The organism is Aminipila luticellarii, from assembly GCF_004103735.1.
GTDB classification, from domain to species: Bacteria; Bacillota; Clostridia; order Peptostreptococcales; family Anaerovoracaceae; genus Aminipila; species Aminipila luticellarii.
Genome location: NZ_CP035281.1, coordinates 1,501,428 through 1,522,912 on the forward strand (window position 1 = coordinate 1,501,428; position 21,485 = coordinate 1,522,912).

Annotated in this window: 19 protein-coding genes and 2 tRNA genes; 5 read left to right on the forward strand and 16 right to left on the reverse strand. The window is 43.1% G+C overall.

All coding sequences use genetic code 11. The features are described 5' to 3' along the window. Positions 1-9 precede the first annotated feature (9 nt). Positions 10-1,488, forward strand: a complete 1,479-nt coding sequence (locus EQM06_RS06870) for a serine hydrolase (RefSeq protein ID WP_128745629.1) — start codon at positions 10-12, stop codon at positions 1,486-1,488. A 34-nt stretch (positions 1,489-1,522) separates the two neighbouring features. On the opposite strand, the gene EQM06_RS06875 is transcribed toward EQM06_RS06870, so the two are convergent. The 14 genes from EQM06_RS06875 to EQM06_RS06940 all read right to left on the reverse strand — a co-directional run bounded on the left by EQM06_RS06875 (position 1,523) and on the right by EQM06_RS06940 (position 16,485). Further along, positions 1,523-3,547 (reverse strand): sigma-54 interaction domain-containing protein, encoded by a 2,025-nt coding sequence (locus EQM06_RS06875; protein ID WP_128745630.1) that lies wholly within the window; start codon positions 3,545-3,547, stop codon positions 1,523-1,525. Positions 3,548-3,734: 187 nt separating this feature from the next. Beyond that, positions 3,735-4,433, reverse strand: coding sequence for a cysteate racemase (gene cuyB / locus EQM06_RS06880; RefSeq protein ID WP_128745631.1), 699 nt, complete (start codon positions 4,431-4,433; stop codon positions 3,735-3,737). Positions 4,434-4,715: 282 nt separating this feature from the next. Continuing rightward, positions 4,716-7,370: an S-layer homology domain-containing protein gene (locus tag EQM06_RS06885; RefSeq protein ID WP_128745632.1), complete on the reverse strand. Its 2,655-nt coding sequence runs from the start codon at positions 7,368-7,370 to the stop codon at positions 4,716-4,718. Positions 7,371-7,425: 55 nt separating this feature from the next. Next, entirely contained in the window at positions 7,426-7,689 is a 264-nt protein-coding gene (locus tag EQM06_RS06890; RefSeq protein ID WP_128745633.1) for a hypothetical protein, read from the reverse strand. A gap of 85 nt (positions 7,690-7,774) precedes the next feature. After that, positions 7,775-10,294: a helix-turn-helix transcriptional regulator gene (locus tag EQM06_RS06895; protein ID WP_128745634.1), complete on the reverse strand. Its 2,520-nt coding sequence runs from the start codon at positions 10,292-10,294 to the stop codon at positions 7,775-7,777. Between the two features lie 269 nt (positions 10,295-10,563). After that, positions 10,564-11,673 carry a helix-turn-helix domain-containing protein gene (locus EQM06_RS06900; RefSeq protein WP_128745635.1) on the reverse strand — a complete coding sequence of 370 codons (1,110 nt, stop codon included), beginning with the start codon at positions 11,671-11,673 and terminating at the stop codon, positions 10,564-10,566. A gap of 333 nt (positions 11,674-12,006) precedes the next feature. Further along, positions 12,007-12,078 (reverse strand) — tRNA-Ala (locus EQM06_RS06905). A gap of 27 nt (positions 12,079-12,105) precedes the next feature. Beyond that, a complete protein-coding gene (locus EQM06_RS06910; RefSeq protein ID WP_128745636.1) occupies positions 12,106-12,636 on the reverse strand; it encodes a gamma-glutamylcyclotransferase family protein in 531 nt (176 codons plus the stop codon). A gap of 64 nt (positions 12,637-12,700) precedes the next feature. Then, entirely contained in the window at positions 12,701-13,048 is a 348-nt protein-coding gene (locus tag EQM06_RS06915; protein ID WP_128745637.1) for a PDDEXK nuclease domain-containing protein, read from the reverse strand. Positions 13,049-13,664: 616 nt separating this feature from the next. Continuing rightward, positions 13,665-13,740 (reverse strand) — tRNA-Ala (locus EQM06_RS06920). 89 nt (positions 13,741-13,829) lie between these two features. Continuing rightward, entirely contained in the window at positions 13,830-14,312 is a 483-nt protein-coding gene (locus tag EQM06_RS06925; RefSeq protein ID WP_128745638.1) for an N-acetyltransferase, read from the reverse strand. 79 nt (positions 14,313-14,391) lie between these two features. Continuing rightward, positions 14,392-14,832, reverse strand: a complete 441-nt coding sequence (locus tag EQM06_RS06930) for a hypothetical protein (RefSeq protein WP_128745639.1) — start codon at positions 14,830-14,832, stop codon at positions 14,392-14,394. Positions 14,833-14,905: 73 nt separating this feature from the next. Continuing rightward, on the reverse strand, positions 14,906-15,325 hold the full coding sequence (locus EQM06_RS06935) for a flavodoxin family protein (protein WP_128745640.1): 420 nt from the start codon (positions 15,323-15,325) through the stop codon (positions 14,906-14,908). A 74-nt stretch (positions 15,326-15,399) separates the two neighbouring features. Then, entirely contained in the window at positions 15,400-16,485 is a 1,086-nt protein-coding gene (locus tag EQM06_RS06940; RefSeq protein ID WP_128746819.1) for a radical SAM protein, read from the reverse strand. A gap of 159 nt (positions 16,486-16,644) precedes the next feature. On the opposite strand from EQM06_RS06940, the gene EQM06_RS06945 reads away from it, so the two are divergent. After that, positions 16,645-17,037: a winged helix-turn-helix transcriptional regulator gene (locus EQM06_RS06945; RefSeq protein WP_128745641.1), complete on the forward strand. Its 393-nt coding sequence runs from the start codon at positions 16,645-16,647 to the stop codon at positions 17,035-17,037. A 78-nt stretch (positions 17,038-17,115) separates the two neighbouring features. Here EQM06_RS06945 and EQM06_RS06950 read toward each other — a convergent pair whose 3' ends face one another. Then, the gene (locus EQM06_RS06950; RefSeq protein WP_164914382.1) at positions 17,116-17,607 is read right to left on the reverse strand and encodes an Lrp/AsnC family transcriptional regulator; all 492 of its coding nucleotides are present in this window, start codon (positions 17,605-17,607) and stop codon (positions 17,116-17,118) included. A gap of 204 nt (positions 17,608-17,811) precedes the next feature. Here EQM06_RS06950 and EQM06_RS06955 point away from each other — a divergent pair, with 204 nt between their 5' ends. The 3 genes from EQM06_RS06955 to kynU are packed head-to-tail and all read left to right on the forward strand — an operon-like array spanning position 17,812 to position 20,470. Beyond that, the gene (locus EQM06_RS06955) at positions 17,812-18,177 is read left to right on the forward strand and encodes an APC family permease (protein WP_128745643.1); all 366 of its coding nucleotides are present in this window, start codon (positions 17,812-17,814) and stop codon (positions 18,175-18,177) included. Next, complete coding sequence (locus EQM06_RS06960; RefSeq protein ID WP_128745644.1) at positions 18,174-19,139, forward strand: APC family permease; 966 nt, start codon at positions 18,174-18,176, stop codon at positions 19,137-19,139. The genes EQM06_RS06955 and EQM06_RS06960 overlap by 4 nt, the downstream gene beginning before the upstream one ends. A gap of 47 nt (positions 19,140-19,186) precedes the next feature. After that, positions 19,187-20,470 carry a kynureninase gene (gene kynU / locus EQM06_RS06965; protein WP_128745645.1) on the forward strand — a complete coding sequence of 428 codons (1,284 nt, stop codon included), beginning with the start codon at positions 19,187-19,189 and terminating at the stop codon, positions 20,468-20,470. A gap of 434 nt (positions 20,471-20,904) precedes the next feature. Here kynU and EQM06_RS06970 read toward each other — a convergent pair whose 3' ends face one another. Continuing rightward, positions 20,905-21,387, reverse strand: coding sequence for a hypothetical protein (locus EQM06_RS06970; RefSeq protein ID WP_128745646.1), 483 nt, complete (start codon positions 21,385-21,387; stop codon positions 20,905-20,907). Positions 21,388-21,485 lie beyond the last annotated feature (98 nt).

A 21,485-nucleotide genomic window follows, 5' to 3' on the forward strand; every position in this document is an offset into this window, starting at 1 on the left:
ACGAATGACATGAAAAAAATGATCACTGTGGACGAGCAGCTTATTCAACGGGAAATGGATTTTTGGAATGTACCGGGATTGTCTGTAAGTATTGTAAAAGAAGGTCAAGAGCCTTATACAAAATCCTTTGGATGGAGAGATAAAGAAAACCAGCAGAAAGTAACAGATACTACACTTTTCGGCATAGCCTCCTGCTCCAAAGCGATGACCTCTGCTGTTATCGCCATGCTGGTGGCAGAAGGGAAACTGGACTACGATGTTCCCGTCACGACCTATATTCCCGACTTTGCACTGATGGACGAAGAAGCTTCTAAGAACACCACGCTTCGGGATATGCTGTGCCATCGAACCGGTCTGGGCGGACACGATGCTATATGGCCTGTGCCAAAGACATTAAAGGAATTTGCTCAAGCATTTCCATATTTGCAGCCCAGTGCTCCGTTCAGAAGCCTGACGCAGTACAGCAACATTATCTACGCTGTAATCGGTTATGCGGCGGAAGCGGTAACCGGTCAAACCTGGACCGAGCTCATGCACCATTACTTATTTGATCCATTAGGTATGACTCAGACGAATTGCCAAGCCAAGAGCATGACCGATTCGGATAACTTTGCCCATCCCTATCAAGTGCTGGACGGCGTGCTCACAAAGCTTCCTGTTTGGGATGTGGATTCAGTGGCTCCGGCAGCCTCCGTCAACTGTACGGCGATCGATATGTGTAAATGGCTGAATTTCTTGATTCGCAAAGGTCGAACAGCGGAGGGGATTTCTTTGATCCCGGAAGATATTTTTGAAACGATGATCACCAAGCAAGTGGAGTATGATGATTGCTTAGGACCGGATAAAAGCTTATATCCTACAGACGGATATGCGATGGGCTGGAAAACTGGTGAATACAGAGGAAAGGCCATGCGCAGGCACACGGGCAAAATAGAGGGATACAGTACCATTCAGGCATTTTTACCGGAGGACGGTGTTGGCATATCAGTAATGATGAACCTTCATTCCCCTACCGTTGCTATCATGCACACGGTTCTGTACAGCATTATTGACTCGCTGTTAGAGCTTCCGGCTATAGACTGGACCTGGAAATTCAGAGATGATAAGAAACCAACGGCAGAGGACTACAAGGATTGTCACATCGATGTATTCCATTCTGTTTATCCGGATGCTATTCCAAATACAATGCCGCCGAAGAAGCTTATGGAAGGCTACAAAGCTCACGCGTACGAAGGCACCTATTTCAATGCCGGATACGGTCCGCTGACCATCATCGCTCAAAAAGATCAGTTGTACATGGAATATCGGGATATGTCCCTGCCTCTGGAGCCGTATTGGTCCGGCAATTTTATGATAAACAACGTAAAAGAAGATATATTGACCCTGTCTATTCCTCTGACGTTCATCTGTGATGAAAATCAGAAAAGTATCGGCTTAAAAGCTCGCTTTGAGCCATTGGTGGACGACATCGTCTTTCTTAAAAAATAGAAGATATCTTCCACCTTGCTAAAAAAGCCAACTCTCATAACTGTCTGATGAATTGAATACCTTTTTCCGTAATTTGCGTACCGCAGCGTCCGCACTTTATGGATACCAGACCTTGAGCTTCCAGCTCAGCCAGAATGGTTCGCAGCTTGCCGTCACTGATTTTAATGCCTTGCATGGTCAGATTTCCAAGCATAGCACTGCGTCCGATTCCATGGTACGCCTGTGTTGCCTCATAAATCTCTCTTAATACCCTTTGGGAAACAGTTTTTATATCCATGGGTATTCTTTCATCAGCATTTTTTCTCTCTTTAGCAGAAGCTGTCGATTCTAAAGAATCGGCAGGCATTCTGCTATTTTTTTCATACAGATATTCCGGAAATTTGCCCAACGTTTTATAGTACAAGCCGGCACTTTGCAGCTGTCTGATATTTCCCGGCCATTGGTATTCCTCCAGCAGCCTTTTTTCATCCTCAGCCACTTTGCTGTAATCTCTCCCAAGAAAAAACTTTAACAGCGGTAAAATATCATCCTTTCTTTGGCTGATCGGTTTCAAAAATACAGGAACCACATTTAACCGATAAAATAAGTCCGCACGGAATTTCCCTTTTGCCACTGCTTCCTCCAATTGTGAATTCGTAGCCGCAATAATCCGAATATCCACATCAATGACCTTATCACTGCCGATACGCATAATTTGCTTTTCCTGAATCGCACGCAGCAGTCTGGTCTGAAGGTTGACGGAAAGATCCCCTATTTCATCTAAAAATAAAGTCCCGGTATGTGCTTTTTCAAAAAAGCCGAGCTTTCCGTTTTTTTGCGCCCCTGTAAACGCCCCCCCTTCATATCCGAACAATTCACTCTCAAGAAGGGTCTCAGGTATGGCCGCACAATTTACAGCTACAAAAGGGGCACGGCTTCTGTTGGAATAATTATGTATGGACTGAGCCATCAGTTCCTTTCCGGTTCCGGTCGCTCCCCTTATCAGTATGGTGTAATCCGTCTTTGCCACCTGCTTTGCCACAGCGATACATTCTGCCATGGAATCCGACCTATAAATAATATCCTGAAAAGTATGCTTCGCCACCAGCCCTTTCTTTGCATTATAATTTTTTAAATTAATTTCTATATCGTGTAAAATTTTTTCACTCTGTAAATTCAGTAAATAACCGATCGCTTCATCCATCAGCTTAATCGTTGTTTTTTCAAATATATAATTTTCATCCTCAAGGACTAACGGATAATTCTTTAAATCCTCCCCGCGGATAAGCGACTCATCAATATAGGTAAACGGAGCATTCATATTTGTCTCAAAGATGGAATCCGCCTTATCATTAAAATAGACCACCTCCAGATTGTCGTTCAGCATGATAATAGCCGCCAAGGAATTGTCTACCACACGATTCAGCAATTTTCCCTTTAAATAACTGTTATAATAGTTATCGTGATAATCCGGATTGGGTTCTATGATGGTGTGCAAGTGCCGGATTAAATTCCGGTTGACCACATCATTGTCCAAGTCCAGCTTTCTCATCAATTTCAGCAGCGTATCAAAGCTGATTTCACGATACCCGATATTGACGATCTTCCCAATCGTTTCAGGCACTAAATCCTCTTCATTAGGCGTAATGGCATATTCAATGTGATCATATGCCCCGCCTGCTGCCAGCTCCTTATCGTATGGAATCAGATTTAAATGGCTGATACCAAGCTCATAAAACGTATAGGTGGTCTGGATAGCCGTTTCATACGTATCATTTACGATCAGCACTTCCGTGTCCTTTGGAATCTCCAGCATGGCGTGCAGAAATTCCTTTCGTATGCTTCGCCCGAGCAGGATTAACTTATAAAAATTCGATATGTGATTTTTTAACTGGTAAATCATATCCTCATAGACCATGAGATACGCATCCGCTTCGATCTGTTCATCGGTTCGCAGTTCACTGATAAAATAATCCTTTACTTCTATATACCCTTCAAATATATGGTATAAGGTATCCCGCAAATACGTGATAACTCCCTGATTCTCTTTATTTTTAAAGAGAAGCGCTACCTTTTTCATCCATCAGACCTCCCTAATAATCATTTACTATACCAATCCACACTATAATCAGTCTATGGATTTATTGTACCGCATTCGAGAAATAATGCAACTAAATTGGTTAAAATAGGATTAACCAAACTTTCCTATCAAAAGAGCCAGATACAACATTTGCATCTGGCCCTTTATATTCTCATTTATTTTAATTTTACTTTAATTTCTTGCCGCTGAATTCAATGACCTTAGCCGCTAATACGCTCATGGGATCGATATAAAAATCATCTAAATGAATTTCTTCTTTTATGACAGAGAGTTCCGTACAAGCTAAAATGGCCTTTTTACAGCCGGCATTTCTTATGAACTGATCAATTTCATTCCACTTTTCTTCATCACAGGGCTGCCCGTTCTTCACTCTGTCATAAATTTCATACATGACAAGCTTCTGCATATCTTCCGGCAAAATAAACGGAATTACTCCTGCCTGCTCCAATCTCTTCTGATACAGCTCTGTTTTGATCGTTCCGTCCGTAGCCAGTACAGCCACCTTCTCCCCTTTTGCTTTCTCCGCTACCTTTTCAGCCGTTTCCTGAATCATATGTATGATCGGAATATGAATTTCATCCTTGATCATATCTGCAAAGAAATGTGCCGTATTACAGGTAATTCCAATAGCCTCACACCCGCTTTGTTCCAAAACTCTGGCATCCGCCAGCAGCTGGTCATGAACCTGCTTATAGTCCCCTTTTAATATGGCCGATGTTCTGTCCGGCATGGACGCATCACTATATATAATCATATTCAAATGTTCCTGATCACGACCGGCTTCCGTCATATCCGTTACCATTTTATAAAACAGCTGGGAAGCCATAGGCCCCATACCACCTATTATGCCAATCAATTTACTCATCCTGTTCTCCTTCCGGTTTCTTATTCGCTCTTTCTATTGTACGTCAATATCCGGCTGATTTCAACCTTATTCCCGCTTCTTGCCTTGCTTTTGTTGTTCTTTCGTTCCAAAGTATGCATTTGATTTATTTTCAATATTACTATCCTGATACTAATGTATTAATCAATCTGTTCGGAATAAAAGACGGCGTTACGCTAAAAAAATAAGCCCACAAGCATTTTAGCTTGTGGGCTTGCTGTTTACTCGAACCTTATTGACTTATGACTATTATGTTATGCTGTTCTACTTCTTCACCAGATTGTGCAGTACCTGTGCCATTTGTGCACGGGTCGTGCCGCCTGTCGGATCCAGCTTGCCGCCGCTGCCGGAGACTGTTCCTGATTTCACCAACAGGTCCATGGCATCTGTCGCCCAGCTTGCAACTTTTCTGTTATCGTTAAAATCTGCAAGGCTCTTACCGTTATCAGCCGCAGGAAGTTTGTCAAGTCCCTTCAATGCGTTGTAAAGCAAAGTAAACATTTCCTGACGAGTGATAGCTTGGTTTGGAGCAAAGCTGTTATTTCCAATGCCATTGGAGATTCCTTTTGCTTTTGCTGCTGCAAGATAACCGGTGTAGTAGGTATTTCCTGCATCCGCAAAGTTGTCGGTTGGATTTGAAACCGGCTCAATACTATAGGCTTTCATCAGCATGGTAAGGAACTGGCCTCTTGTCAATTCTGCATTTGGACTGAACGTAGTATCCGATGTGCCGCTGGTAATGCCCTTTTCAGCACAGAAATTCACTGCTTCATAATACCACGCATTTGTCAGAACATCGCTAAAACGCACTTTAGGAGCAGCTGCCGCTTTGTAGCCTACCGCATAGTAACTGAAATGGATGGTTTTAAACACAACCGATTTTGTTGCCGGATCGTATTTCGCCCCTGCCATCTCGGTAAGATTTCCCTTGCTATCGATGTAATAAGCGGTGATGCCGCTCGGATTTTGAAGTTCCTCAGCAGTCGGTACATACGGAATGCTTACTGTAACCGGTGCTTTGGAATTGTTCCATTCCGTAACCTTGCCATCAATCAACAGGCTAAGGGAAACAATCGGACGTCCCGCAAGGATGGTCTGTACTTCTTTGGTTAGATTGCTTGGATTCACAGTGGTCATCTTGACCTCCGCCTTTGCGGTCTTTGCCACATTCAGATTGCTGAGCATATCGGACGGAAGGGTCACAGTACCGGCAGTACTCTTTATCGCAACATCAGATTTCTTTCCGTCGGCTAGATCTTTCACTGTCAGTCCGGCGGTCACTGCGGATGAACCGCCACCGCCGCCTGAATTGCCACCGTTATTGTTGTTGGTAGGTGTCCAGTGGGCATAGAGGGTCGTATCGGCATCGAACACAGTACTTTCAGTAACTTTTATGCCATTGCTCCTCTCCGTGAACCAGCCGTCAAAATAGTAATTGTTTCGGTTGGGATTAGGCAGAGCCGACAGCTTTCCATCACCGTTCGTTTGCATAGAAGTATCCGGAGAAGCCGAACCGTCGTTGATATTAAATGTAATAAGATAAGTTACTGCCGGTATTGCCGGAATTTTGACCCACACATAGTTGGAACCGGACGAATAGGTATCGTAATCCGGTTTTGTCGTGGATGCAGACATGTCGGTAATCGCCTTATATTCCGGTGCGGCAGAAGCACCAACGGCAATATACTTTGAAGGATCTGTTACGGTAATCCTTCCGTCTATTGTAACGGTTCCGGAGCCGTCATCGTCGGTCACTGCGCCTGCGCCGGTTTCCGCAGCTTCAACATTTCCGTTGATAACGACTTCACCGTTATTCAGTGCCAGAACTCCATATTGAACGCCTGTAGCATTCCCTTCGACCGTAACCTTCGATTGGGAATTGGCACGTGCACCGATTCCATCTGTACCAGTAGCCACCGCATCGCCCTTCACAAGCAAAGAACTTCCCGAATTTGCCGCAGTTGCACCGCGTTTCTCGCCGATGGCATCTTTCCCTACGGTAACACTGCCGCCAGGCTTGCTGATATTTGGATCGTCTGCAGCCATTCCATTTTGAGCACATGCTCCGCTGCCCGATTTTCCCGCCGCAGTTGCATTTCCCTTGACCGTAACCGTACCGTTGAAATTTGCAAGTACGCCATATGGAGATATGCCCTCCTTCACTGTACTGGCTTCAGCGTTTCCTTGAACGCTCACCTCGCCGCCGTCTTCTGCGTATACGCCCATAACGATATAGGAGTAGCTTGTATCAATATCGTCTCCGGTTGCCATTGCGTCACCTTTTATTTTAATTAAAGACCTTTCACCGGTAGCATAAGCACCGCAATATCCCCCAATGGCGTCACCATATACAGTAACAGTGCCTCCACGATCACTCCTTGCACCTATGCGCTCCCCTTCGGCACGGTTAAGCACCGTAACAACACTGCCGTCTCCTGCAGCCAGAGCACCAATACCCTGATTTCCCATTGAAGAAATGATTCCTTTCGCATTGTTAACCGTGGCTGTACTGCCATCATCAGCTTGCACACCAGTGCCTCCGCTTACGTTAAATGCACCATTACCTGTAAGTTCGACCTGTCCGGGTTTTCCTTGTTTTCCGGTAACATATAATCCGGGGATTATACCCTGTCCTTGATCACTATTAGGTGCTGTAACATTCAGGTTAAATCCGTTCAAATCAAAGGTTACATGAATGCCTTGGATCTGAATGCTTTTATCATAATCGATCGGCTGCAAGAGTTTGATGGTCTCTCCATCCTTCACCGTATCCAGAGCGGTGCTCAAAGAGGTGAAGTTCTGATCTCCGATGGAACAAATACTGCCCTCTTCTGCAAAGGCCACCGCCGGCATCATGGTGAGTACCATACACAGGGATACTATCAGGCTGCCCAGCCGTTTTTTTAAGGTTTGTTTCATATAAATATTTCCTCCTTCTAAATTTTTTACAAACTATTTTTGACACTTTCCTGTTTTAATAGGACTTTCCAAGGGTCATTTTCATGATTTCATCATAGGCAAGCTCCGCCACGGGTGCAGGACATCCGCTTTTGTACCAGTGAACAAAACTGCCGTCGGTATCCGCTGAATTCCAAATATCCGAGTGCTGCAACGCACCGAACCGAAACCCGGTAAATCGGGGCTTCATATCCACCGTTACAAAGTTCCCGGTATCAAAGGTCACTTGCAACATGCCGTTTTCCATAGGCTCTACTTTGGTAATAGGCCGACCCTCCATGCTCCACCTCCTCTTTACAGCAAAAGAACGCTACCGTACAGCTTTATTGTACAGCAGCGTTCTCTTTTTGTAGTGTGACCATTTGTCACTGTTTTTTATTTTTCAGTAAATTTTCAAGCAGGATACGTTTATTCTTACCGTCCCCTGCCAATCCCAACTTATCGAAAATCCGTGACAGCTGATTTCTCACCGTCCCCTCGGCAAGATGAAGCTCTTCCGCAATCTCCCGATTGGTCTTGCGCTGAGCGGCCAGCCGAGCTATTATAAGTTCCCGTTCCGATAGACCATAGCTTTCATTTTCTCCAAAATGCTCCCGGCGGATTTGTTCTCTTGAAGCATGAAATTGTTCCGACAAAGAGCAGATTTTTTCGATTTCCTCGGTGTACAATTCCCTGCCTTTCAGCTCCTTCAACAACTCAAGAAGATATGCTCCGCTCTCGGCAAAAGGCATGACAATACCATCGGGAAGAGCCGAATCCAATGCCAGTTTCAGTTCATCCAGAGCTTCCTTGCGTCTGCCCAGCTGTTCAAGAGCAGCCGAAAGCTGAATATGAAGCCGGATTTCACAGAGGACATTGTGATAAATGCCGTAGAGTGCCTTACACTCCTCCTGCCTTGCGATCACTTCCGTCCATTCCTCCTGTGCCAGCAGGAGCTGATTATAGAAGGTGTGCAGCATCGGCGTAGCGGGAAACATAATCAAGGCTTCGGACAGTTTCCCCTCAGCGAACCATTTCGGTGCATATTCAGGAAAACCTAATAAGCTATAAAGAAAGCCAAGGCACATATCTAAGGTATTTAAAAGGGCATACTGCCGCTCCTTATAAAGCCATTCCCGCAGCTCATGGCTCTTCTGCTTTACCCTATCATAATTGCCTTGAAAAATTGCCATGCGCAGGTCAAGAAACTCACAGCACATCAAAACGCTGTACTGGTTCTTCCGTCTTGCCGCCGATCGAGCCATGCGATTCGAAATATCGGCGTCGGTCACTTCGCCTCTCTCATAGAATAAATCCGCAGCAAAGCTGTGCTCCGCACCGTTGCCATGACCGTTCGACACTTGATAGTAATATGGCATGCACTCCTTCATCTCGGCACTTTCACTGTCCGCATAGCTCACCCTGCGATGATACGACATGAAAATCGACGGAGAGGAAAAGGTCCACGTTCCCTTCGAGTCTACGCTTACAGTGCTTCGCCTAAGAAGCAGGCAGGCTCTGCGGTGATAGACGCTCATAGCGGAGATGTCATTATAAGCAAGGAGACTTTCTGCTACCTCCGCATCCCCCAAAATATTGTTGCGCTCCTCCTCTGTCAGGGAGGTATTCTGCTCTAAGGATACGAGAAGTAATTTCTTCATTTGCTTTATTTCAGAAATACAATGGAAAGAAAACAGTTTGAGCATAAAGACCACAATAGCGGCAGGGTTCTGTAGCAAGATTTCTTTCGGGCAGTTCTCGCTCCATTCAACAAAAGCTCGGCTATGCTCGCTGTTGAGGCTCTTCGCATTGTCCTCCGTCAGAGTTGCCAGCAAACCGACCCAATCATAGGCGGCGGCAAAGGCAAAATAGGCGGCTATGTACTCTTGTTCTTTTAAGTGCCATTTCCCAAGCCTGGAATAGCTTTCTTGCCGGTAGCCTTCCGGCTTTTCGGCAAACATCAGCCGGACGCAGTGTCTCAGCATGTGGTGATAGCGATAAATCCCCTGCTCGCTTCTTGTAATAAAGGCGTTGTTTTTGGTGAGAGAATCCAAAAGGCTTTGTGCATCGCCGTGCTGCCACAAGTATGCCGCCTGCCCTGCGGTAAATTCGTCTGTCATGCCGATAAGAATAAGGAATTCCCTCTGCCGTGATTCCAATGGCACCAGCAATACCTGATGGATGAGGTCGAAAATATCCGACGAGCTGGACAGCCAGTGGCCGTTCTGTGCATAGGATTTGAAGTTCAGATAAATCATGGAAATCCATCCCTCACTTTGCAGTACAAGAGTGTCCAGTTCTTCCGGGGAAGCCGCAAGACCGCAGCGATCGGCGTATGCTTTTAATTCCCGAGCATTGAGCCGGAGATCGTCTGCTCCGATTTCGCAGAGCAGATGTCCAAGGCGCATCCGCTCTTCTTCACTAAAAATCTGATTTCGAGATAAGAGAATAAGATGCACGCAGTCGGGCAGATTTCGGGAGAGCAGCAGGAGCAGTGCGGTAACGGTGTTCTTTTCCAGAAGGTGCAGGTCATCCATGATAAAATAGAGCGGAGAGGAACTGGCAGATAAAGTCTCATGCAGCAGCTCCGACAGCAAAGCCGTGGCGGGTACGTCCTTAGGATATCCCAGTGCTTTCATCTCTTCAAGCAGTTGGGGATATCCCTTAAAGGCACGGCAAAATCCGCTCCAAAAATCAGTCACACTGTCCGTAACGATCATCTGGCGCAGAACGACCGCTTCCCCTCGGCTTTTCGCAAGCCGCTTCGCCCACCAGTTCACCGCCGTTGTCTTTCCAAAGCCCATGGGGGCAATAACAGTGGTAATCGGATGGTTGCCAATTTCAGAAAGCCGCTCTTTTAATCGTTCCGTGATAAAAATATCATTTAGTCGGGGGTAAGATGCCACAGCGTCACCACCTTTCTGTTACAATATATTTATAATTTTTGCTGTTCCCCTTCATTCTCATTTGTCCGCACCATATATTAAAACTTGTATCCATCATACTGGATTTTTTCTAAAGAAACAACTCTATTCTACTATAAAAAATGGAAGCAGTCGATATTTTATAATCGAATGCTTCCAAGGCAATGCCCTAATCTTTTCCTCATTGAAATAGTAATCTCCGTCAGCCTTCTATAGTTTCAAGGACAACTAACCTCGCCTTCCTGATCAAATCATTTACAATTGTTTTGAAGCTGTTCAGCGATGCTCTGAAAACGCTGTTCACCTGAGAGAGCTAAAAACGCCGGGTGATTAACAATCGCGTCACACATGCTTTTTCGAATCGTTTTTTCGTCCCGTGGAAGATCTGTTCCCAGATCCAGTTCTGCCAGCCAGCCGTCCAAAAGGTCAAAAAAGGCATCACCATGCAAGCACAATGGATAAATGTCGCTTGTTACGATCTCAGTATATTTTTCTAGCATTTCAAGAGCCTTATCATGATTTTCCTGTGCAATATATCCCTGTGCCGCTGAAATATAAAGGCCGATCAGGACACCGGGATGCAGGTGGCTCATGTCAAACGTTTCTGCTACAACAAGTGAGCGCCGCAACACCTCTTCAAATTTACCCGGATCCTTCACACACAGCATGAGATAAGCGGGAAAGAAATTAAACAGGGCGACGATATTTTGAAAAATCCCAATCTGCAAAACGGATTTGGCCTCATCGGTACGCCCAGTCATTTGATAAGCAGAAGCCAAAATGGATTCTGGGGGCAGCACCGGCAGCACCGTTCCGTCCAGCAACTCCAGCGCGGCATGTGGATCACCTGAAATGAGGCAGCACAAAGCCTCCATATACAGAGCCTGCCTGATAATGGATACATCGCCGCATTCTTCTCTGATCCGGGTAAAAAGATTCCTGGCCTCCTCCGTCAAGGATGCCGATTTTTGTGGATCCTTCAGCAATTCCAGATGATTGATCATCAGTATTCCCATTTGCAGCAGCAACGGAAAGCATGAATAGTACTTTTTAATGGTCTCCCGGCAGCCTTCCATCACAGAATCAAATGGTTTTGACGTAAAATCATCCGACAGGCTTTGGTACAGCTTTCGAATATCCTCTTTTGTCATCTGTGGCTTATAATTTATCAATTCGTCCACGCTGATGTTAAAGTACGCGGCCAGCTGCGGAAGAAAGGTAATATCGGGATAACTTTGCCCCGTCTCCCATTTGGAGACCGATGCTTTTGAAACTCCAACGTAATTGGCAAGCTCAACCTGAGTGATGCCCTTTTCCTTACGCTTATTAACAAGGACTTTTGCAATATTGATTTCCTTCATATGAATCACCTCTGATTCCATTGTAGTTGGCAAACAGAAGAAAATCAATGGATTTGCAGTTGATAATGGTTGAATAAATCAACCTGAGCGATATATTTAGCTGAATTCATAAATTCAAATACAGTTTTGGCTTATACTTGCATTTTTGCATATACTAAATGCTACAATATAAAAATTTCTGTGGCAGTAAAAAGCACTACGCCTCTTCGTTCGATCGGCTTGAACCGCTCCCTGCTCGAAAGTTCACCGGACTTTCTCCTGACGGTCGCGCCCTTTCGGGTTCCATCCCTTTTTGCAAAAAAAATTAGAGTTCTAAAAACTCTAATTTTTGGGTGGAGCATAGGGGGATCGAACCCCTGACCTCATGATTGCGAATCATGCGCTCTCCCGAGTTAGGTGCTACGCAGGCTCATAATTCACCTATCGTATTTCCTACGACCTGCTCTCAGGGCTTTTTTCTCCCCGACACAACGCATACCACAAATCATGCAAATGCCATCCATCAAACCCTTGTTCCTTATATCCAGTTATGATATGTTCCGCATATTCAATCGTTGTTTGTTTGCTATGTTCTTTCCACTCTGTCTTCTTCCAGTCTGTCATAGCATATGCTGTACCGATGATTTCAGCAACTCCATAATCATCGGCTTTCCTGACATTTTCGACGCCAACAAGTTCAACTAGCTGCTCAAAATTTAATGGTGGAACTGGAGAAACTTCTAATTGCTCTTTGCTATAGTGCTTCGGATAACCTTCGGCTCGGTCAAGATTGGGTACTTCGCTTTCCGGGATATCCCATACCACGACCGGCAATTCGTAATCGTGTACTGGTATGATATCTGCTTTGTAATGAAATTGCAAAGTGCAATTATCCACTATACCTTTAGTGATAAATCTGGCGCCTGGGCAGCGTTCCCTCATGCGATTCTTTGATATATTGCTTCCATAAGCTATGTAGAGCATGTGTTTTTCCTCCATTTCGTTATATGGTATTGTATTGTTGAAAGGTCATAAAATATTGCGTTGCCTACTCTTTCTCCTTGTCATCCGAAAGGCTGATAACCTCTTTGATTTCCTCAATCAACTCACGTTCTGACGGCAGATAAAGCTCATATTTGCTCGTCAATATATTTGTATTATTCTCTGGCAGAGTGATTTTCGCCAGCAAATCGTTTTTTGCTGTACAGAGCAATATACCGACTGTTGAGTTTTCATCGGAAAGCTTCTCAAATCGGTCATAGTAGTTGACATACATTTGTAACTGCCCCAAGTCCTCATGTGTGAGTTTATGCGTCTTAATTTCAATCACCACAAAACATCGGAGAATCCGGTTATAGAATACCAAGTCTGCGAAAAATTCGTCATCCGTGCAAATTCCACGCTTCTCGTAGCATCGTTCTGAGCACTAATGATAATATTTCTCATATCAGTTAAAAAGCTAGACTTTGTGTTTTGCAATTCGCCCATTGTGACCCCTTCCAATTGCGAACGCATGCGTTCGCAATCTGCTCAATTTTAAATTACGAACCCGTGCGTTCGCAATTTATCCTATTCCCAATTTGACTTTTCTTTTAATCTGAGCCCCGCTTTGGTGAATAAATAAATCTCTGCTGGATTTTATACTTTTTCTATCAATAACTGTAATCGCCAGCCTCAGAAATAAATCTTATCTCCATCTGGAATACTTCCTTTTTTATATTCTTTTATTTTAACATATATTACCAATCAGATCTATTCAATTTACCAAAAAAAGTGTACTTTCGATTTTTAAGGAGTCCACCCAGATATCACCCTTTGACCTTTTAGTTATCGAGATCTTGGGAAATACGGGCTTTTTCGAAGCTGTGACAATTTACCCAGAATTTGTGAAGCTCTACAACAACCGCTCCGGGCTCTCCTGAATTTCGGGATGCAGGGTTGCTTGAATCTGCCGTGCTTAGTGTAAATCATTAAAAATACGAACCCCAAAAGGGTTCGTATTGTGAATTTTTTGGTGGAGCATAGGGGGATCGAACCCCTGACCTCATGATTGCGAACCATGCGCTCTCCCAGCTGAGCTAATGCCCCTTATTTACTTGTTTATGTATTTTGACATCTGCTCATAATTATACCACTTTTTTCGCAGAAAGAAAGACTTAAATTTTTCTTTCCGCTTATTATTTTACATATTGGTATGCAATCCGGGGGCTTCCATCCTGAACATATATAATGCCGCATCTTTCAAATCCATTCGTTTCTATCAAATGCTGCATCGTATGATTATCGTGATGCGTATCGATCCGTAAATTGGATATTTTTTGAGTGCAGAAGTCTAAGCACCGTCCGAACAGCCCCTTTACCGTTCCATCACTGGCAATGCGGTGTATCGTCCCATAAAGTTCTTCATTCTTCCATGACCCATCTTCTATATAAGAATAGGTTTCATCCGGTCCGATTATAAAGGCAAAGACTCCATGTATTTTATCATTGTCTATATATACAAATAACTGTTCGTGCCGAATATCCTTTTCCAGCATTTCACGCTCAGGGTAGGAATCTGCCCATTGGGTGGCATTGCCGGTGTCTGCCATATATTTTCTGGCAATTTCATATACATCCATAATGGTATCTAAATCTTCGTATTTTGCAAGTCGTATCATATGTATCCTCCAAAGTTTTAGTCAGATTAAAGCAGGTATCCGCATTCTAACATCCATTTCATTACAGGAATGAAGACCGTCAATTTGCCCGCCATATAAAAAGTCCTTCTGCTCCGGTGAGCTTTTCAATCAAAGTCAGAAGTTCATGGCTTGGATTATACAGGCTCATGTAAAGGTCATCCCCATTTACCATGATCAGTGTATTTTCTTTTTCTATAAGGATATTCATACACTTCTTTTTGTCTTCCATACATTGAAAAATCCAATCAACCAGTTCCTGAGGGGACGGATTTTTATTCCACTGATCATGATAGCTCACTTGAAAATCATAATAGCAATTTAACTTTAATAAAATATGTGCGAACCTTCGATTGAGTCTGTCCAGTTCTGCCGGTTGAAAAAAGAATTCCTCTATTGCAAAATATTGCCCCTCGCTTTCCTTTTTCACTCGTTGAGGCAATATATCAATCACATAACAGCTTGCGTTTAGTAGTTCTTCTATTTTATCATAATGGTTCATAAATTCATTCCTTTAAGGTGAATTTTATCACAAATTTATCTAATTTCCAAACTTCTTATACTTTTGCGTAAGATTATTTTACTTCATTTAATGCCGCCTGTACAAAATTCGCCGCTTGTTTCAAATCATCGCTGTCCGGATGTCCTTTATGCATGGCAGCAAACGCTCCCCAGCAATGAAAGCTGTGCCTGGATACAGGGATTCCTTTTTCCCGGACCAGCTTTTCAAGCTCAAGATCCGGCTCTTTTTTAAGAGCTGATGTGCCAAACACAGCAACACATTTTACCTTTTCCTTATCAAGCTGTGCAATAAACTGTCTTAAGTTTTTATCTATTCCGCCCCAATAAACAGAGCCTCCTAAAAATAGCAGATCAACCGGTTCAGTGAGAGGTGCGGAGCATTCTTTGGCTTCTGCACCAGCCTCTTTCGCAATAGCTTCAGCCAGCTTTTTTGTATTACCGCTGCGGGTATAATAACGTACAGTTGTTTTCATATTCATACACTCCTTCATTTTAATTTAAAATTTTATCTCATTTTTAAAATTGACTTATATACACATCCTTGTTTTTAGCTCAATGCCTGATTGACTTCCCGTTCATATTGAAACAAAGTACATCCACCTTTATGCTTCCCTGCTTCTGCCGCACTTATTACACGGACTTTTTTAAAAAAGGAGGATTGCAAAACGGTTAAAAGGGATTGTTCTTTCAAATTCATTTCCGAATAAGGAGAGAAAGGGCAAGGCTCGGCTCCGCCTGCAGCGTTGATGTGAAAGAACCCTCGCCCGGCAGCAAGGCATCCGCCCATTTTCTCTTCGTCACCGGGAAAGGACAGGATAATCATTCCTTTCTTCTGATTCTCCCTCAGACTGTCAAGCTGTGCCGTAAGGACATGCAGAGCCTCTTCATTCAAAGCCAAATGCTCTGTGCCTTTTTCCACAGGAACATACTCTACATAGAAAATAAGGCCGCAGCCACTTTCGCGCAGGGTATCAACAAAGTTGGGATCCGTTACCGCCTTTTGATTCTCTGTGGTTACCGTAATGGATGCACCAAACAGTATACCGCGGTCTTTCAGCCCCTCAATCACCTGACCGACCTTCTCAGACACCCCACGCCCTCGGCGGGAATCCGTTTTTTCGGCGTCGCCCTCAATGCTGAGTACCGGAATCAAATTGCGGTGCCCATCAAACAGATTCATATAATCCTCGTTTATCATGGTTCCGTTAGTGAAAACGGGAAACAGAATATTTTCAAACTCTGCCGCTGAATCAATCACGTCCCGCCTTAAAAGAGGCTCGCCTCCGGCAATAAGGATAAAAGATACCCCGATGTCTGATGCCTCCGCAAATACCCTTCGCCAATCAGAGGCGCTGAGTTGTTCCCTCACCTCGCCGTCACCGCAGCTTCCGTTTGCCCGTGCATAACAACCCGCACATCTCAGATTGCACTCAGTCGCAACGCTTGCAATCAGGAATGGTGGGATATGTATACCCTTCCGCTCATGACGCTCTCTAATTTTTGCACTCTTGTGCAAAGCGGATACGGTGCGCAGAGTAAAGGCCTGACCCCGGAAATTACCGAGATAAAACCGTTTGGCAGTATCTGAAATATTTTTTATTCCATTGTTCATAAATTCATTTAAATCTAACATAACACCTAATTCCTTTTTCATCTCATTAGGCTGATCAAAAATCTTGCGTTTTGATTTGCCTTATGATACGATTATAGTATAAAATAAGATAGTTTCAAGTACGCAGAAAAAACTAATTAAGTAATAAAAAACTAACTATCAGAATTGAGGAATAACAAAATGTCCACCCAAAAGAAACAGGAAGCCGTACGGCAGGATGAAGATTTGCTCTGTCCTATTCGTTACATCATGAGTATATTCAGCGGTAAATGGAAATTACCGATTGTATGTATGCTTTCGGGAGATACCCCCTTAAGGTACAGCACGATTAAAAGAAGATTAGGCGATATTACAAACGTCATGCTGTCACAGTCACTTAAGGACTTGGAAGCGGCAGGTATTGTCCACAGAGAACAGTTCAACGAAGTGCCGCCGCGAGTAGAATATACACTGACTGAAAAAGGCATCAGTGTCTTACCGGCTCTCGAGAAGCTGGGAGAATGGGCTATTGGTGCGATGCAAGAAGATACTTCCTGCGGGATTCTGTGCACAAAATGTCAGGCTACCACATGATTTTGCCAAAAAAACAACCACGCGGTAGATGAAGCTGTCTCCATTGAGCTTACAACTTCAAATCTACTGCGTGGTTCTCTATGTTCTCCTCTGCGGAGCCGGATTTTTACATTTAGTAATACAGGGCGGTATGGAGGGCTCCTCTTTTTTTGTAGACAGCACTATAGAAGTGCTGGTTTTGATTATTGGTGCTTCCTTTCTCATCCGTACAAGTAGACTTTCCAAAGAACTGGTTGAATCTGTTCTAATTTTCAGCAGGTATTCATATTCCCCTGTCAGACAATAACATTCCAAAATATCTGGTTCATTTTCAATAAATCTTTTAAATTTCAATTCTTTCTCCGGGTCTTTATTTTTTAAAACAGTAAAGCAGTATGCAAAAAGTGCCTTCCCAAAGCTATCCGGATTTAATATAGCCGTGTATGACTTGATGGCTCCGGAATTTTCAAGCTTTTTTAATCGTTCACTGACTGCCGGTATGGACAGATGGACTTCTGCGCTGATTTCGGACAAGGGTTTTCTGCTATTTTCCTGTAGCAATTCCAGAATTCTAACATCAATTTCATCCATTTTAGGCCTCCTTGTCCGTGCGGTGTAATATTTACTTAAAATCATTAGGCGATACCCTAATTTTATCTAAAATTATAAGCTTTGAAAAGCAATTTTTCCACATATTTCTTAATTGTTTTTGAATATGGGCATATGCGTTTACATTTGTCAGAAAATTCCCTATATTTAATATGATATATTATTTATTTAAAAGGAGGAAACGCTATGTCAACGAAAGACTTGAGAAGAGATCTGGGACGTAAAGAACTATTTGGCATTGCCACAGGCCAAGTAATCGGAGCCGGAATCATGGTTCTTGTAGGCATGGGCATTCAGATGACAGGCCGTTCTGTCAGTCTTGCATTTGTATTATCCGCAGTGTGGGTCGTCCTGCTCAGTATTCCCTGGATATTTATCAGCAGCTGCATACGCTTGAGAGGCGGCGAATATACTCAGGCTGCCGTCCTTGTCGGTGATCGTTTTGCCGGTATGTATATTTTTATCTACATATTTCGTAATTTGCAGATGACGATTTATACCTTAGGCTTTACAAGCTACTTTATTTCTCTGGTTCCGGAGCAAATGGAATGATTGTATCCTTAATTGTTGCAACGTTCTTTTTTGCTCTTAATATTTTCCCTACAAAATTTATGGCCAAAATTCAAAATATAATGGTTATTTTTTTAATTGCCGCTTTATCTGCCTTTATCGTTTTCGGTCTGCCTAAAGTACAGTCCGGATACTTTTCGCAACCCGGATTCATAACCCATGGATTCACTGGACTTATCGCCGCATCTGCTTTTCTGACATTTGCAACCTTCGGTGCCAATTCCATATTTCAGCTTAGCGGTGAATGTAAAAATCCTAAAAAAGATATTCCCTTTGTTCTTATCCTTGCCACTTTAACTGTAGCTGTTTTATATGCCTTTGTAGCCACGGTAGCCGCTGGCGTCCTTCCTGTTGATCAGGTCGCCAATGAAAATCTTGCCAAGGTAGCTCAAACTATACTTTCAAGACCGCTTTACCTGTTCTTTATCGTCGGTGGTGCACTAGGTGCGCTTGCCACCAGCCTGAACGCTACGATTGCCTGGGTCACTAAACCGTTGATTCAAGCCTGTGAAGATGGATGGTTCCCTAAAAAGCTGGCTTATCTGCATCCAAAATACAAAACTCCCGTATTACTGCTTGGCATTTTCTATCTCGTTACAATCATCCCTATTATCCTAAAGATAGATATGGCCTTAATCACGAATAGCGTTCTGGTCATCATGTATGTATTCATGATGATTACCTCATTGGCAACGACTCGGCTTCCTGAATTATTTCCGGAGCAATGGGCAAAATCTCCTTTCCACGTCAGCAAGGGTGTACTGTGGGCCTGTTGTATCTTGTCGACTGTCGTTTTGATCATCCAGGTGTATTATAACGCTTCTTCCTTGACACCGGGGCTGCTAATCGCTAATATTACCTTACTGGCCGCTGGTTTTATCTATTCATTTTTAAGATATAAAACCGGAAAAGTAAAAATGGATATCAGCTATGAAGATAATTAACATCCGAAAGGATGCATCTTAAATATTAAAAGAAAAGGAGAAAAATCATGGAATATCAATTTCATCCAGGTATGGATTATGCAAAAGAATTAGACAAACAGGATCCGTTGAGAGAAATCCGCCACCGTTTTTATGTAAAGGAAAATGAAATCTATATGGATGGCAACTCTCTTGGTCTTTGTTCAAAAGATGCAGAAAAAGCAGTCTTAAAAGCTTTAGATGTGTGGAAAGAGCATGGCATCGGTATATGGAATGTGGAGGACAGCAAGTACTTTCTTTACCCTTCCTACATTGGGAAACGTATGGCTTCCCTGATCCATGCCGAACCAGATGAGGTGACTATAACAAACAGCGTTACCATCAATATTCATCAAGGGATTTCCACCTTTTATAAACCAACAAAAGACCGATATAAAATATTGGTGGATAATCTAAATTTCCCAACCGATCGATATGCTGTAGACAGTCAGGTCCGATTACATGGATATGAACCTGCAGATGCGGTCAAAGTGGTAGAAAGCCAAGACGGAAGAATGCTTTCAGAGGATGCCATTATTGACGCAATGACAAAGGATGTGGCACTGATTGTGCTTCCTTCTCTGCTTTATCGAAGCGCCCAATTGCTTGATATGGAAAGAATAACTGCTGAAGCTCATAAAAGAGATATTATAATAGGCTGGGATCTTTGCCATTCCATAGGGGCTGTTTACCATGACTTCCAGAAAATTGATCCGGACTTTGCCGTCTGGTGCAATTACAAATACATTTCCGGAGGCCCTGGAACAACCGCAGGTCTTTATATCAATAAAAAGCATTTTGACAAGAATCCGGGATTAGCAGGATGGCATGGAAATGTAAAAGCCACACAGTTCCAGCTAAAGCATCAGTATGAACATTCTAACGATGCAGATGGTTGGCTGACGGGAACTCCCCCTATTTTATCCATGGCTGCCATCGATGGCGTATTGGATATCTACGAGGAGGTCGGCATGGATAAAATTCGTGAAAAATCATTGAAGCTTACCGCTTATCTGATGTATTTGATAGATGAACGCCTAGTCAAGCTGGGCTACCGTATCGGGAATCCTCGTGAAGATATGAAGCGCGGCGGCCATGTATCCTTAGAGCATGATGAAGCATATAGGATATGCCAGGCCTTGAAGAAACACGGGGTCATACCAGATTTCAGAGAACCGAATGTAGTCCGACTGGCTCCTGTAGCTCTATATGTATCCTATGAAGATATTCATAGGTTTGCAGACATTCTGGAAGAATTGACTATTAACAAGGAATATGAGCAGTTTTCCAATACCCGCTCTCTTGTTGTATAAGTACTTTGTCAGGTTCACCACAGATAGATTATCCGCATTTGACAGCCAGAATTTGATTGTGCCGATTTGGGCAATATAATGCAATCGCTTCGTTTGTTCCTATATAGAAAATTTTCTGGAGGCACTGCAAGAAACATCAGCTAGAGTTTACGCTGAATGATTCCCAACTTCTAGTTATCAGCTTATATGAGAATCAGAACTACTTCTGCTTCCAGTTCGGCTGGTACAAACTATAGCGAGATATTTATAATTCACATTTTAAAATCATTGTTTATTGACCATAAAAATACTGGCAAATAAAGGCCTTCCCCTATCTGCCAGTATTTTACTTTTATATTCTGTAAGTACGTCTTTGAGTTACGGTTTTATCCACATTCATTTCAATCTTACATTTCATCATATAAATACGTTTACGCAATTGCTTTATACCACGATCACGGCATAGTCTCTTCTCCTGTTAATGAATCAATAGTCATTGTTGTAGTCCCCGTATTGGTGAATTGCAGCCTATAGTAACAATAATATGAACCTAGCATCTTGTCAGATTGAAGGTAACCATACCAATCTCCACCAGACGGTGTTGGTTTAAAATTTCCAAGACTGGTAAAGCCACCAGAACTACCTACGACCTGTGCACTCAACTTAAGTTTTGAAACTTTAGCATTACTTACAGCTGCATTAAATATCATTATATTACCAGTGTACCAAATATTATTTGCTGCATTAAGCGAATACCCAGGCTTCAATACAACGCCCTCATCAATGACGTACCCAAAAGGTGTTGGAACCACATTGCCATCAGGGTCAGTGATGTAATATCCCTCATTTAAAAAGTCTATTACTTTTCCTTGGGACTCAGAGGCCATAGCTGAAATAGGCATACAAGTTAATACCAAAACTAAAGCAAGCAAAATCATTAAAAATTTCTTATTGTTTATTTACTTTCCTTCCTCCTTTTGAAAACAACGCACTTACTACTTATGTAATATATATTATACTTGTAGTATTAATCTGT